The 13,569-nt window shown below is 63.9% G+C and carries 14 protein-coding genes, 1 pseudogene and 1 riboswitch; of the genes and pseudogenes, 6 read left to right on the plus strand and 9 right to left on the minus strand.

All coding sequences use genetic code 11. The features are described 5' to 3' along the window. Positions 1–120: 120 nt before the first annotated feature. Positions 121–1,008: a 23S rRNA (adenine(2030)-N(6))-methyltransferase RlmJ gene (locus CBP34_RS16430; protein WP_094098656.1), complete on the plus strand. Its 888-nt coding sequence runs from the start codon at positions 121–123 to the stop codon at positions 1,006–1,008. A gap of 31 nt (positions 1,009–1,039) precedes the next feature. Here CBP34_RS16430 and CBP34_RS16435 read toward each other — a convergent pair whose 3' ends face one another. The 5 genes from CBP34_RS16435 to ahcY form a co-directional block, all read right to left on the minus strand. Beyond that, on the minus strand, positions 1,040–1,462 hold the full coding sequence (locus CBP34_RS16435; protein ID WP_236748441.1) for a septal ring lytic transglycosylase RlpA family protein: 423 nt from the start codon (positions 1,460–1,462) through the stop codon (positions 1,040–1,042). Next, positions 1,455–1,700 carry a hypothetical protein gene (locus tag CBP34_RS20140; protein ID WP_236748442.1) on the minus strand — a complete coding sequence of 82 codons (246 nt, stop codon included), beginning with the start codon at positions 1,698–1,700 and terminating at the stop codon, positions 1,455–1,457. Before CBP34_RS20140 ends, CBP34_RS16435 begins: the two co-directional genes overlap by 8 nt. A gap of 114 nt (positions 1,701–1,814) precedes the next feature. Then, positions 1,815–2,666 (minus strand): methylenetetrahydrofolate reductase [NAD(P)H], encoded by an 852-nt coding sequence (metF, locus tag CBP34_RS16440; protein WP_086913342.1) that lies wholly within the window; start codon positions 2,664–2,666, stop codon positions 1,815–1,817. Beyond that, positions 2,663–3,661, minus strand: a complete 999-nt coding sequence (locus tag CBP34_RS16445; protein WP_094098657.1) for a TlyA family RNA methyltransferase — start codon at positions 3,659–3,661, stop codon at positions 2,663–2,665. Before CBP34_RS16445 ends, metF begins: the two co-directional genes overlap by 4 nt. 111 nt (positions 3,662–3,772) lie before the next feature. After that, positions 3,773–5,170 (minus strand): adenosylhomocysteinase, encoded by a 1,398-nt coding sequence (ahcY, locus tag CBP34_RS16450; RefSeq protein WP_094099227.1) that lies wholly within the window; start codon positions 5,168–5,170, stop codon positions 3,773–3,775. Between the two features lie 106 nt (positions 5,171–5,276). Next, positions 5,277–5,355, minus strand: a riboswitch (S-adenosyl-L-homocysteine riboswitch). A gap of 158 nt (positions 5,356–5,513) precedes the next feature. Between ahcY and CBP34_RS16455 the strand changes: the two genes are divergently transcribed. Genes CBP34_RS16455 through CBP34_RS16465 form a run of 3 tightly spaced genes read left to right on the plus strand, consistent with a single transcriptional unit; the run spans position 5,514 to position 8,335 of the window. Then, positions 5,514–7,142 carry a peptide chain release factor 3 gene (locus tag CBP34_RS16455; protein WP_094098658.1) on the plus strand — a complete coding sequence of 543 codons (1,629 nt, stop codon included), beginning with the start codon at positions 5,514–5,516 and terminating at the stop codon, positions 7,140–7,142. Then, positions 7,142–7,996 (plus strand): HAD-IIB family hydrolase, encoded by an 855-nt coding sequence (locus CBP34_RS16460; protein ID WP_208616345.1) that lies wholly within the window; start codon positions 7,142–7,144, stop codon positions 7,994–7,996. The genes CBP34_RS16455 and CBP34_RS16460 overlap by 1 nt, the downstream gene beginning before the upstream one ends. Before the next feature lie 57 nt (positions 7,997–8,053). Beyond that, complete coding sequence (locus tag CBP34_RS16465) at positions 8,054–8,335, plus strand: hypothetical protein (protein ID WP_157896500.1); 282 nt, start codon at positions 8,054–8,056, stop codon at positions 8,333–8,335. Positions 8,336–8,414: 79 nt separating this feature from the next. Here CBP34_RS16465 and CBP34_RS16470 read toward each other — a convergent pair whose 3' ends face one another. The 4 genes from CBP34_RS16470 to CBP34_RS16485 all read right to left on the minus strand — a co-directional run bounded on the left by CBP34_RS16470 (position 8,415) and on the right by CBP34_RS16485 (position 11,460). After that, positions 8,415–9,377, minus strand: a complete 963-nt coding sequence (locus tag CBP34_RS16470; protein ID WP_086913347.1) for a Bug family tripartite tricarboxylate transporter substrate binding protein — start codon at positions 9,375–9,377, stop codon at positions 8,415–8,417. 109 nt (positions 9,378–9,486) lie between these two features. After that, the gene (gene ppk2, locus CBP34_RS16475; protein ID WP_086914194.1) at positions 9,487–10,404 is read right to left on the minus strand and encodes a polyphosphate kinase 2; all 918 of its coding nucleotides are present in this window, start codon (positions 10,402–10,404) and stop codon (positions 9,487–9,489) included. A gap of 115 nt (positions 10,405–10,519) precedes the next feature. Next, positions 10,520–10,789 (minus strand): cytochrome C oxidase subunit IV family protein, encoded by a 270-nt coding sequence (locus CBP34_RS16480; protein WP_094098660.1) that lies wholly within the window; start codon positions 10,787–10,789, stop codon positions 10,520–10,522. 11 nt (positions 10,790–10,800) lie between these two features. After that, entirely contained in the window at positions 10,801–11,460 is a 660-nt protein-coding gene (locus CBP34_RS16485) for a cytochrome c oxidase subunit 3 family protein (protein WP_094099229.1), read from the minus strand. 211 nt (positions 11,461–11,671) lie between these two features. Here CBP34_RS16485 and CBP34_RS16490 point away from each other — a divergent pair, with 211 nt between their 5' ends. Further along, positions 11,672–12,097: a c-type cytochrome gene (locus CBP34_RS16490; RefSeq protein WP_086913349.1), complete on the plus strand. Its 426-nt coding sequence runs from the start codon at positions 11,672–11,674 to the stop codon at positions 12,095–12,097. A gap of 41 nt (positions 12,098–12,138) precedes the next feature. Beyond that, a pseudogene (locus tag CBP34_RS16495) lies at positions 12,139–13,568 on the plus strand (cbb3-type cytochrome c oxidase subunit I). Position 13,569: the final 1 nt, after the last annotated feature.

Genomic DNA, 13,569 nt, shown 5'->3' on the forward strand with positions numbered 1-13,569 from the left:
CGCAAACAGCTCCTGTTTTCATAGCTTTGACGCCCGACACTCTAGCTAACGCGACGCGACGGTGTTGCGCGGTGCAGCAGCGCCCCGGGCAACCAGGGGCCGAGTCGTTACCATTGCGCCATGTTCAGTTATCGCCACGCCTTTCATGCGGGCAACCACGCCGACGTGCTCAAGCACACCGTGCTGATTGCCACCTTGCAACACCTCACCGAAAAAGACGCGGCCCTCACCGTGCTCGACACCCATGCGGGCGCGGGCCTGTACCGGCTCGATGGCGACTATGCCAGCACCAGCGGCGAGGCGGTGGACGGCATCTTGCGCCTCACGGCACCGGGCGCTGCCGCCCTCACGCCCGCGCTGCAGGCCTATGTGGACATGGTGAAAGCCTTCAACCAGGGCGCCACCACCAAGGTGTACCCCGGCTCGCCCTTCATCATCCAGCGGCTGCTGCGCGACCACGACAAGCTCAAGCTGTTTGAGCTGCACCCGACCGACCTGCGCGCGCTGGCCGGCAACGTGGCGCAACTGGAGGCCGGCCGGCAGGTGGCCGTGCTGCACGAAGACGGTTTCGAAGGTATCCGCAAATTTTTGCCCCCACCGGCCCGCCGCGCTTTGGTGTTGTGCGATCCCAGCTATGAAATGAAGAGCGACTATGCCAAGGTGCTGGACATGGCCGCCGACGCGCTCAAGCGCTTTGCCACCGGCACCTACGCCGTCTGGTACCCCATCATTCCGCGCCCCGAAGCGCACGACCTGCCGCGCCGCCTCAAAACCCTGGCCACCAAGGCAGGCAAGAGCTGGCTGCATGCCACGCTGACCGTCAAGTCCAGCAAGCTCACCGAGACTGCGGAGGGCGAAGTCAAACGCCCCGGCCTGCCCGCCAGCGGCATGTTTCTGATCAATCCACCCTTCACCCTGAAAGCCGCCTTGAAGGCGGCCCTGCCCCAGATGGCGGAACTGCTGGCGCAGGACAAGCACGCCACCCACACGCTCGAATCGGGCGGCTGACAGCGGCTTCGGACAACGCCCTGCCAGGGCCCTACGGTGCCGACACCGACAGCGATTGGGGACAGTCGCCCTCGCCGTCCTCCAGCAGCCACAGCTCCACGGGCTTGATGCCCAGGCCCTGCATGCCCAGCTCCTGGGCGGCGGCCTGGCTTACATCAATCACGCGGTTCACGGCAAAGGGGCCGCGGTCGTTGATGCGCACCACCACGGCGCGGCCGGTGAGCTGGCTGCGCACGCACACCCGGGTGCCGAAAGGCAGGGTGCGGTGCGCGGCGGTGAGGTCGCGGCGGTTGAAGATTTCGCCACTGGCCGTGCGCCGGCCATGAAAGCGCGGGCCGTACCACGAGGCCAGGCCCTGCTGGTCGCTCTCGCGCACGGACTCGGCCGGGGGCTCAGGCAACACCGTGCCGGTGGCACCGCGCCTGGCAGGCTCGCTGCGAACGGGCTCAGGCAACACGGGCTTGGGTAGCGGCTCGCCCGGCTTGCCGGCCGACGGCGCGCAAAACCGCGAGCGGGGGCGCCCGCTGCTGGGCCAGCTCGCACGCGTTGCGGGGCTCGGCCGACATTTCGGGGGCCACTTCAGGGGCTGCCTTGTCTGCCACCGGCATCGGTGCACAGGCCGCCAGAACGCAGGCAAGCGCCCCCAAGCCCAGCAGATCGCGCCAGTGCCGCATCCGGTCAGACAGTTGCATCAATCACCTCTTCCTGAAAATAAACGAATGGACGCACCGCGAGGTGACGATTCCATCCACCTTCTCCAGCGACAACGCAACCCGGCTCCAGCGCCCAAGCCACCCAACGCCCCATTACAAACCGAGGCGCCGGCACAACTCCAGCGTTGTTGCACTCTGATTCATGGTGTAGAAGTGCAGCCCCGGCACGCCGCGCTGGCGCAGCTGTTCGCACAGCGAAGTCACCACGTCCAGGCCAAAGGCCCGGATCGACGCCGTATCGTCGCCAAAGCCCTGCAGGCGCAGCCGGATCCAACGTGGAATCTCGGCGCCGCAGGCATCGGAAAACCGCATCAGCTGCGAGGACCCCATGATGGGCATGATGCCGGGCACCACGGGCACATCCAGCCCCATGCGGCGCACATCGTCCACAAAGCGCTCATACGCATCGGCATTGAAGAAGTACTGCGTGATGGCCGAATCAGCGCCCGCCCGCACCTTGGCGGCAAAGGCCTGCAGGTCGGCATCGGCCGACTTGGCCTGGGGATGCACTTCGGGATAGGCGGCCACCTCGATGTGGAAATCGCGCCCGGTCTCAGCCCGAATGAAGGCCACCAGGTCGCTGGCGTAGTGGAACTCGCCCCCGATGCCATAGCCGCTGGGCAGATCGCCACGCAGCGCCACCAGGCGCTTGACACCCATGGCCTTGAGCGTGGCCAGCTCCTCGCGCACCGACTGGCGCGTGGCACCGATGCACGAGAAGTGCGAGGCCGCGCTCACGCCCTCGGCCAGGATCTCCTGTACGGTGCCGAAGGTGCCCTCTTGCGTCGATCCGCCCGCGCCATAGGTGACCGAGCAGAACTCGGGTTGCAGCGCATACAGCTGCTGGCGCACGGCGCGCAGCTTGCCCGCGCCTTCGGGCGTCTTGGGCGGAAAGAATTCAAAGCTCACCGGCAAACCGGTGGCTGGTGCGTTGGCCGCAGTCATGCGCCCCTCCTCGCAAAAACAAAAAACTCGTGGTTGCCGTCGCCACCGCTGATGGGGCTGTCCAGCCAGGCCTGCACCGCAAGGCCCAGTTCGGCGCAGCAGTCGCGGATGCGTTGCTCCACCACCGCGTACAACGCGGCATCGCGCACGATGCCACCCTTGCCGACCTGGCCGGGCTGCAGCTCAAACTGTGGCTTGACCAGCATCAGCAGGCTACCGCCCGGTGCCAGCAGTGGCACCAGCGCGTGCAGAACCAGCGTGAGCGAGATAAATGACAGGTCGCCCGTGATCACATCAAACACTGGCGTGATGTCCACATTGGCGCATTCGGCGCGGCGGCGGCGCTCAATCGGCAGCGTGCCCTGCTCGCGCGCCTTGGCACGGGCTGCGCGCTCAGACTTGAAGGTCTCGATGTCCTTGTCCTTGGCGTCATTGCTGTCGTCGTATTCCTCGTCCACCTGCCCGCCATTGCGCATCCAGCTGTAGGGTGCCTCGGGCTGGGTCTCGTTGTCCTCTTCGGCCTCGACGACTTCGGACAGCGCCAGTTCACAGGCTTGCTGCAAGGCCTGCGCCGTCAGCGAACGCGCGTTCACGCCCTCGACGCAGACCACGCGCAGATCGCAGCGCAGCCGTTCGTGCAACTGGCCATGGCCCACGTCCACGCCAATCACCTGCGCTGCGCCGTGCTGCAGCAGGCAGTCAGTAAAGCCGCCCGTGCTCTGCCCCACATCCAGGCAGCGCAGCCCCGCCACCGACAAGCCGGTGGCGCGCAGCGCGCCTTCGAGCTTGAGCCCACCGCGCGAGATGTATTTGGCCTCGGCATCGTCGAGCAGCCGCACCTCGGCCAGGGAGGGAATCTCGTCGCCGTTCTTGGCGACCTTCTGCCAGGGCGCCAGCGGCGACAGGCGCCACTCCACGCCCGCGGCAATCAGCCGCTGCGCCTGCGAGCGCGTGGCCGCATGACCGCCATCCACCAAAAAAACATCTGCGCGCATGCGTCACTCTCTCGTCAGCAGACGATTAATTTCTATTAAAACAGGCTCTAGCGCTTGTACGGCCTGCGCTACCAGCTCCTATAACAGGAGCATGACAGCAGCAAGCGCGGTTCAATACCGGTAGGTATCGGGCTTGTAAGGGCCTTGCTTGGGCACGCCGATGTAGGCGGCCTGCTCGTCGCTCAGCTCGGTCAGCATGGCGCCCACCTTCTTGAGGTGCAGGCGCGCCACCTTTTCGTCCAGGTGCTTGGGCAGCACGTAGACCTTGCCGTTTTCGTAGAAATCACTGTGCGTGAACAGCTCGATCTGGGCGATGGTCTGGTTGGCAAACGAGCTGGACATCACGAAGCTCGGGTGGCCCGTGCCACAACCCAGGTTCACCAGGCGGCCCTTGGCCAGCAGGATGATGCGCTTGCCATCGGCAAAGATCACATGGTCCACCTGGGGCTTGATTTCTTCCCACTGGCAGTGCTCTTCGAGCTTGGCCACCTGGATTTCGTTGTCGAAATGACCAATGTTGCAGACGATGGATTGGTCCTTCATGGCCTGCATGTGCTCGAACGTGATCACGTCGCGGTTGCCGGTGGTGGTCACGAAAATTTCGGCCTTGTCGGCGGCGTATTCCATGGTCACTACACGATAGCCTTCCATCGCGGCCTGCAGGGCGTTGATGGGGTCAATCTCGGTCACCCACACCTGGGCGCTCAGGGCGCGCAGGGCCTGGGCGCTGCCCTTGCCCACGTCACCGTAGCCCGCCACCACGGCCACCTTGCCGGCGATCATCACGTCGGTGGCGCGCTTGATGCCGTCCACCAGCGATTCGCGGCAGCCATACAGGTTATCAAACTTGGACTTGGTCACCGAGTCGTTCACGTTGATGGCGCGGAACATCAGGCTGCCCTTGGCCGACATTTCCTTCAAACGGTGCACGCCGGTGGTGGTTTCTTCGGTCACGCCAATGATCTGCGCGCTCTTGCGGCTGTACCAGGTGGGGTCCACGGCCAGCTTGGCCTTGATGGAGGCGAACAGGCAGGTTTCTTCTTCGCTGGTGGGGTTGGCGATCAGCGAGGCGTCTTTTTCGGCGCGCTTGCCCAGGTGCATCAGCAGCGTGGCGTCGCCGCCATCGTCCAGGATCAGGTTGGGGCCTTCGCCTTCGCTGCCGGCGGGGCCAAAGTCAAAAATGCGGTGGGTGTAGTCCCAGTATTCGGCCAGGGTTTCGCCCTTGATCGCGAACACCGGGGTACCGGCGGCGGCAATGGCGGCGGCGGCATGGTCCTGCGTGGAGAAGATGTTGCACGATGCCCAGCGCACTTCGGCACCCAGGGCCTGCAGCGTCTCGATCAGCACGGCGGTCTGGATGGTCATGTGCAGCGAGCCGGTGATGCGCGCACCCTTGAGCGCCTGCTTGGCGGCGAATTCCTCGCGGATGGCCATCAGGCCGGGCATTTCGGTTTCGGCGATGCGGATCTCTTTGCGGCCCCATTCGGCCAAGCCGATGTCGGCAATGATGCAGTCGGTGTTGACGGGGCGTTGACGCGTGCGTTCATGGTGTGCTCCAAAGCATGTTTGAAAAGCCACTTGACGCGGGGAGACACAGGGAGCTCACCGCACGATAAGTGGATGAGCGTCGTTGCTGGATGACTCCGAGCCTCACGCCCCGCCAGTAGCTGGGGGCGCTGCAACGCTCCTCGGATGCCGGCGATTATAAAAGCAGTTGCATGGGCCCCGGGCCCGGCCGCTTGCATGCCCGGTAAAATCATGGGTTCGGCCGCCCTGTCCCACGCTGTGCAGAGGCTGGCCCACCGTTTTCCCCTGCAGGGCCCCTGCGCCCTGCCCACCTTCTGGAACCCCCGTGTCCTACGCCTCTGAAACCCGGCGCCGCCGTACCTTTGCCATCATTTCCCACCCCGACGCCGGTAAAACGACGCTGACGGAAAAGCTGCTGCTGTTCTCGGGCGCGATCCAGATCGCCGGCGCCGTCAAAGGCCGCAAGGCCAGCCGCCACGCAACATCCGACTGGATGGAAATCGAAAAGCAGCGCGGCATCTCGGTGGCCTCTTCGGTCATGCAGATGCTCTACCGCGACCACGTCATCAACCTGCTCGACACCCCCGGCCACAAGGACTTCTCGGAAGACACCTACCGCGTGCTCACCGCCGTGGACTCGGCCCTGATGGTGATTGACGCGGCCAACGGTGTGGAAGCGCAGACGCGCCGCCTGATCGAGGTCTGCCGCCAGCGCGACACGCCCATCATCACCTTCGTGAACAAGATGGACCGCGAGGTGCGCGACCCGCTGGACATTCTTGACGAGGTGGAGCGCGAGCTGGGCATGCCCTGCTGCCCCATCACCTGGCCCGTGGGCCAGGGCAAGAGCTTTGGCGGCATCATCAATCTGCGCACGCAGACCATGACCGTGTTCACCCCCGGTAGCGACCGCGGCCCGAAAGACTTCGAAGTCGTGCCGCTGGCCGAGGCCGACCGGCTGCGCCAGCGCTTTGGCCAGTCGTTTGACGATGCGCTGGAGAGCATGGAGCTGGCCCAGGGCGCCTCGGCGGCGTGGAACCATGCCGACTTTCTGGCCGGCAAGCTCACGCCCGTGTTCTTCGGTTCGGGCGTGAACAACTTCGGTGTGATGGAAGTGCTCGATGCCGTGGTCGACATGTCGCCCCCGCCCGGCCCGCGCATCAGCACCTTGCAGGTCAACAAGCAGCCTGTGGTCAAGACCATTCAGCCCGAGGACGAAGGCTTTGCCGGCGTGGTGTTCAAGGTGCAGGCCAACATGGACGCCAACCACCGCGACCGCATCGCCTTCGTGCGCGTGGCCTCGGGCAAATACACACCGGGCATGAAGCTCAAGGTGCAGCGCACGGGCAAAGAACTGCGCCCCACCAGCGTGGTGACCTTCATGAGCCAGCGCCGCGAGGCGGTGGAAGAAGCCTATGCGGGCGACATCATCGGCTTTACCACGCACGGCGGCGTGCAGCTGGGCGACACCATCACCGACGGCGCCAACCTGCAGTTCACCGGCCTGCCCTTCTTCGCGCCCGAGCTGTTCATGACGGTGATTTTGAAGAACCCGCTGCGCACCAAGCAGCTGCAGCAGGGCCTGTCGCAGCTGGGCGAGGAAGGCGCCATCCAGGTCTTTCGGCCCGACGTGGGCGGCCCCATGCTGCTGGGCGCCGTGGGCCAGCTGCAGTTTGAAGTGGTGCAGCACCGCCTGAAAGCCGAATACGACGCCGATGTGCGCCTGGAAGGCTGCCAATACACGGGCGCGCGCTGGATCACCGCCGACAGCCCGGCCGACCTGCGCGCCTTTACCGACGCCTATCCCATGCGCCTGTCCCACGACGCCGCCAATGCGCTCGCCTACCTGTGCACCAGCCCGTATGACGTGCGGCTGGCGCAGGAGCGGTTTCCGAAAATCCACTTCCACCCCCTGCGCGAGCATGCGGGCCTGGCTCTGGACAGCAACCACTGATGACGGCGCCCGTGACGGCATTCCTGCGCCCCCTGAGCGAATGGCCTGCCCCCGCGCCGGGCCAGCTGCGGGGCGTGCTCACCGACATCGACGACACGCTGACCACCGACGGCGCCATCACCCCCGATGCGCTGCAGGCGCTGGCTGCACTCAAGGCCAGCGGCCTGCAGGTGATTCCCATCACCGGCCGGCCGGTGGGCTGGAGCGAGCCGTTTGCCGCAACCTGGCCGGTGGATGCCATCGTGGCCGAAAACGGTGCCGTGGCGTTGAGGCGCATGGCTGAAAACTTGAGCCAAACTGGCCTCTCGCCCAATCAGGACAAGCGCGAGCAGCTATCAAAAATATACCAGCAGGACCCTGCCACCCGTGCCGCCAATTACGCTCGCATGCAGCAGGTTCTGGCGCAGATCGAGCGCGAGGTGCCCCGTGCGCGCCGCGCCACCGATTCGCCGGGCCGCGAAACCGACATCGCCATCGACCACAGCGAATTCACGCACCTGCCGCAAGACGCCATCGACCATGCCGTGCGCATCATGCGCAACGCAGGCATGAACGCCACGGTGAGCAGCATCCACATCAACGGCTGGTTTGGCGCGCACAACAAGCTCGAAGGCGCACGCTGGATCGTGCGTGAATTGTTCGGGCGCAACCTGGATGCCGAGATCGACCGCTGGGTGTATGTGGGCGACTCGACCAACGACCAGCTCATGTTTGAGCACTTCCCCCACAGCGTGGGCGTGGCAAACATTGCGCGTTTCGTGCCCCAGCTCACGCACCTGCCGCGTTATGTGACACAGGGCGAGCGCGGCGCGGGTTTTGCGGAGGTCGCCCGCGCGGTGCTGCTGACACTTTGATGTCATCCGGCAAGGCCAGCGGCGCCCCGGCACACCCAAGCTGCGCTAGAGTTGGGTATGGACTTGATCAACACACTCCGACACTGGCAGGCCATCGACCGGACAAGGGCGCGCCAGCCCAGTGAGAATCTCATGGTGGCCGGCCTTGGGCTGGCCCTGATCGCCGTATCCCTGCGTTCAGAGCGTCGCGGCACGGCCGCGCTGCAGGCCGCTGCGGGCGGGGCATTGCTTGTACGGGCGGCACGAGGCAGCCGCTACCTGACCCGCGACCCCGACCCGCGCCTCAACGGGGCGTGGGACGCCCACCTGGCGGACGCCCGCGAACTGGGCCTGGACTGATGTGGCGGCTGCAGCCTTGGGGCCCTTTAGCGCCATATCGCTGCACCGATAAGCAATAACCGCTACCGAAAACAGAGCATTACTGCCCCTTCGCCAGCCCCAGCTTCTCGATCAGAGCCTTTTCGCGCGTGAAGGTGTCCTGCGCAAACTTCTGGTAGGCCGCGGTGCCCATGTACATGGGCACCATATCGTAGCGCGCCAGCGCCGTTTTGTAGCTGTCTTGTTCCATGGCCTGCTTGAAGGCATCGTGCAGGCGCTTGACCACCGCGGGCGGCGTGCCCTTGGGCGCGCCGATGCCAAACGGCGAGTTCTGCACGATGTCCAGACCCAGCTCCTTGAGCGTGGGTGCATCGGGAAACTTGGCCAGGCGCTCGGCGCCCCAGGTGTTAAGCACGCGCAGCTTGCCGGCCTCGACCTGCGGGGCAAAGCCCGTGGAGTCGGCCGCCGCCATGATGTTGCCGCCCAGGATGGACTGCATCAGGTCGGCGCTGCCCTTGTAGGGCACATGCAGCAGTTCGATGCCAAGCTTTTGTGCGATCAACTCGGTGGTCAGGTGCGGGCTGGTCATGGTGCCGGTGGAGCCGTAGCTGAGCTTGCCCGGGTTGGCCTTGGCCCAGGCAACAAAGTGCGTCCAGGTTTTGAGCGGAGAATCGGCCGGCACCACGATGCCGAAGGCATAGCCAGTGACATTGATCACATAGCTGATGTCCTTGACCGGGTCCCAGTTGATCTTGGTGGTGTAGGGCAGGCGGAACACGCCCAGCGGTATCTGGGCGATGGTGTAGCCGTCGGCCGCCACAGTCTGCAAGGCTTGCGCCGGCAGCGTGCCACCGGCACCAGGCTTGTTTTCGACGATCACGGGTTGCCCCAGGATGCGGCTGGCATTGTCGGCCAGCGAGCGCATGGTGATGTCGGTGGGGCCACCCGCCGGGAAGGCGATCACCAGTTTGATGGGTTTGCTGGGGAAGCTCTGGGCCTGGGCCATGAAAGCGGGTGCGGCCAGGCTGGCAGCTCCCCATTGGATGATCTGGCGACGTTGCATGGCGGGTTCCTGAAATCAGACAAAGACACCGCCATTGGACTGCAACGGTGTGCTCTGCGGCATGCAGGAAACCCCTAGCGGCTGTCACCAACGCGCCAGCCCGGCGCGCTCAGTACCGCTGAGGCACGTACATCTCGGCGGGCACCGGCTGGCGCAGGTATTCGGGGTTGCGCACCCGCGCTGGCAACTCCACCGGGGCGTGCGCCACCTCGTGGTAGGGCAGTTGATCCAGCAGGTGCGCAATGCAGTTCAGGCGCGCCTTTTTCTTGTCCACCGCCTGCACCACCCACCAGGGCGCCTCGGGGATATGGGTGCGCTCCAGCATGGTTTCCTTGGCCTTCGTGTAGGCCTCCCAGCGCACGCGGCTTTCCAGGTCCATGGGGCTCAATTTCCACTGCTTGAGCGGGTCGTGGATGCGGCCCAGAAATCGCAGGTGCTGCTCGTCATCGGTGATGGAAAACCAGTATTTGATCAGCGTGATGCCCGAGCGCACCAGCATCTTCTCGAACTCGGGAACGGTGCGAAAGAACTCCTCGTACTCGTCGTCGGTGCAAAAGCCCATCACGCGCTCGACGCCTGCGCGGTTGTACCAGCTGCGATCGAACAACACCATCTCGCCAGCGGCAGGCAGGTGCGCGGCGTAGCGCTGGAAGTACCACTGCGTGCGCTCGCGGTCGTTGGGTGCGGGCAGCGCGGCCACGCGCACCACGCGGGGATTCAGGCGCTGGGTGATGCGCTTGATGACGCCGCCCTTTCCGGCCGCGTCACGACCCTCAAACAGGATCACCACTTTTTTGCGCGTGTGCTGCACCCAGTCCTGCAGCTTGACCAGCTCGCCCTGCAGGCGAAACAGCTCTTTGAAATAGGCCTGGCGCTCCGCCCGGTCGGTGGTGTGGCGGCCCTCCAGCTCGTCGATGCTGCGGTCTTCCAGCTCGAGCTCGATTTCTTCGTCGTAGCTGTCCACCAGATCGCTCGCGATGCGCCGCATCAGATCGTCATGGTCGTTCAGTGCACCGGGCAGCGTCATGGCAATGGACTCCTGTAAAGAGCAGGCCATGCTGCCCAGCCCATATGACATCGACAAGTCAACGGCATGACGCCGTGCGCGGCTGGCACCGACCCACTGGGCAACCTGATAACACCTATCGCAGGCTGATCCAGTAGGCCAGCACAATCAGTGCCACCACCATTGCCAGCCAGCCCACCACCAGCCAGCGCCACAGCGCTGGCGCATGGCGCAACTCCAGAAAGTCGAGGCACACCAACAAGCCCTTGGCAAACGCCAGGCCAAACAGGGCCAGCACCGGCACCATCGAGCCATGACCGGAAAGACCCGCCTCGCCAATCCAGTACGTTGTGGCGGTGATGGCCAGCAATATCAGCCAGACCTGGGTGCGTGAAAAAGCAGGCATTTGCAATGTCCTCAACGCATCACATAAACGAGTGGGAACAACACGATCCACAGCAGATCGACCATGTGCCAGAACGCAGCGCCCGTCTCCAGTGCGTGGCAATCGTGGCTGCTGTAGCGGCCCCGCCGCGTTTTCAGCCAAAGATACGTGATGGCCAGCATGCCGACCACCACATGCAGAAAATGAAAACCGGTTAACAGAACGTAAAACATGTAGAACGTGTTGGTCGAAAGATCCACCCCGGAGGCCAGCTTCTGGGCATATTCGCCCAGCTTGACCACCACGAAGCCACCGCCGCAACCCAGCGCGCCCAGGAGCCAGCGCGCACCCACCACCGAGGCATTGCGCCGCACTGCGGCCACCGCGCTGGCAACGCACCAGCTACCCGAGATCAGCAGCACGGTGTTGAGCGCACCGGCGTTTAGGTTGAGCGTGGCTTGCGAGGCATTGAAAAGCGCCACCTCGCGCGTGCGGGCAAAGGCAAAAGACACAAAGAGGATGGCAAAGGTCAGCAACTCCATCAGGATGACCAGCCACACCCCCAGGTCACCACGGAGCCGGGGGGTTGCGTCGTGAGCCTGTGCATGGAGGTGCGCACCAGTCTGCGCCCCCGTCGCCGGGTGCAGTTCATTGCTTTCAGAGGACAAAGCGGTGGGTGTAGAGCCATGCATGAAGGACATCCTGCCTGTTGATTCGCCGCCATTGCAGCGGGAGTTGTGCGCAAGCAACTATCGATTTTTTTTGACGTTTCCGGTCGCCTACTCAGTGACATGCGCAAGATTGCAACGTAAGATTCATTCCGCATGAATCTTATTGATTCTAATCAACCGTTTGAGCCGCAATGTCAATACGATGCGGATTCATCACTGCATGAGGTACACCATGAGTCAAGGCTTCACCAGCCAGATGGCACGCAATATTTTCTATGGGGGCACGGTCTTTTTCGTGCTTTTGTTTGCGGCGCTCGTCTTCCACACCGAAACCAAGATCCCCGAGCGTTCGAAATCGGGGGACATCACGCCAGCAGTTGTTCGTGGCAAGCATTTATGGGAGACGCGCAACTGCATCGGCTGCCACACGCTGCTGGGTGAAGGCGCCTACTTTGCGCCCGAGCTGGGCAACGTCTACCAACGCCGTGGCCCTGATTTCATCAAGGGCTGGATCAAGGCCATGCCCACGCACACGCCAGGGCGCCGCCAGATGCCACAGTTCAACTTCACGGAGGCGCAACTGGACGATCTGGTCGAGTTCCTGCGTTGGACCAATGGCATCAACACTGAAAAGTGGCCACCCAACATCGAAGGGTAAGCATCTCAGTGCACTGAGACCCCACATTCAAGGACACCAAAATGCAACCCGCAACCCTTAAATACCAATCACAGTCGGTCGCCAAGCTGTACTTCATCGCGGCGCTGGGACTGTTCACCGGCCAGATCCTGTTTGGTCTGACGCTGGGCCTGCAATACGTGATCGGCGACCTGATGTTCCCGGCCATTCCCTTCAACATTGCCCGCATGGTTCACACCAACCTGCTGATCGTGTGGCTGCTGTTCGGGTTCATGGGCGCGGCCTATTTCATGGTGCCCGAAGAGAGTGAAACCGAGCTCTACAGCCCGTTGCTGGCCAAGGTGCTGTTCTGGATCTTCCTGGCGGCCGGCGCCCTGACTATCCTGGGTTACCTGCTGGTGCCCTATGCCACGCTGGCCGAAATGACCGGCAACGACCTGTTGGCCACCATGGGGCGCGAGTTCCTGGAGCAACCCTTGCCCACCAAGGTCGGCATCGTGGTGGTGGCACTGGGCTTTCTCTTCAACATCAGCATGACGGTGCTCAAGGGCCGCAAGACGGCCATCTCGCTGGTGCTGCTTCTGGGCCTTTGGGGCCTGGCGCTGATGTTCCTGTTCAGCTTCGTCAACCCCAGCAACCTGGTGCGCGACAAGATGTACTGGTGGTTCGTCGTGCACCTGTGGGTGGAAGGCACCTGGGAGCTGATCATGGCCGCTTTGCTGGCGTTCGTTCTGATCAAAACCACCGGTGTGGACCGCGAAGTGATCGACAAGTGGATGTACATGATCGTCGCCTTCGCGCTGATCTCGGGCATCCTGGGCACGGGCCACCACTTCTACTTCATCGGCCTGCCAGGCTACTGGCACTGGGTGGGCGGCGTGTTCTCTGCGCTCGAACCCATTCCGTTCTTCATGATGACGCTGTTTGCCTTCAACATGGTGCAACGCCGCCGCCGCGAGCACCCCAACCAGGCTGCCGTGCTGTGGGCCGTGGGCACCGCCGTCATCGCTTTCCTGGGCGCGGGTGTCTGGGGCTTCATTCACACGCTGAGCTGGGTCAATTACTACACGCACGGCTCGCAGGTCACGGCCGCGCACGGCCACCTGGCTTTCTACGGCGCATATGTGCTGGTGGTGTTGGCCCTGATCAGCTACTCCATGCCGCTGATGCGCGGCCGCGAAGCCAACCCATGCGCGCGCAGCGTGCCGAGATGTGGAGCTTCTGGATCATGAGCATCGGCATGGCCGTGATGGTGCTGGCCCTGAGCGGCGCCGGCATCCTCCAGGTGTGGCTGCAGCGCATGCCTACCTCGGGTGCGATGTCTTTCATGGCAACGCAAGACCAGCTGGCCTTCTTCTACTGGGTGCGCGTGGCAGGCGGCGTGATGTTCCTGATCGGGCTGCTGACCTACCTGTCAAGTTTCTTCATCGGCCCTGCAAAAGATGAGCAGGAAGTGGCGGCCATTCCGGGTGGCCGCATGCAACGGGCCTGAC

The sequence above is a fragment of the Acidovorax carolinensis genome (genome assembly GCF_002157145.1).
GTDB lineage: Bacteria > Pseudomonadota > Gammaproteobacteria > Burkholderiales > Burkholderiaceae_C > Acidovorax > Acidovorax carolinensis.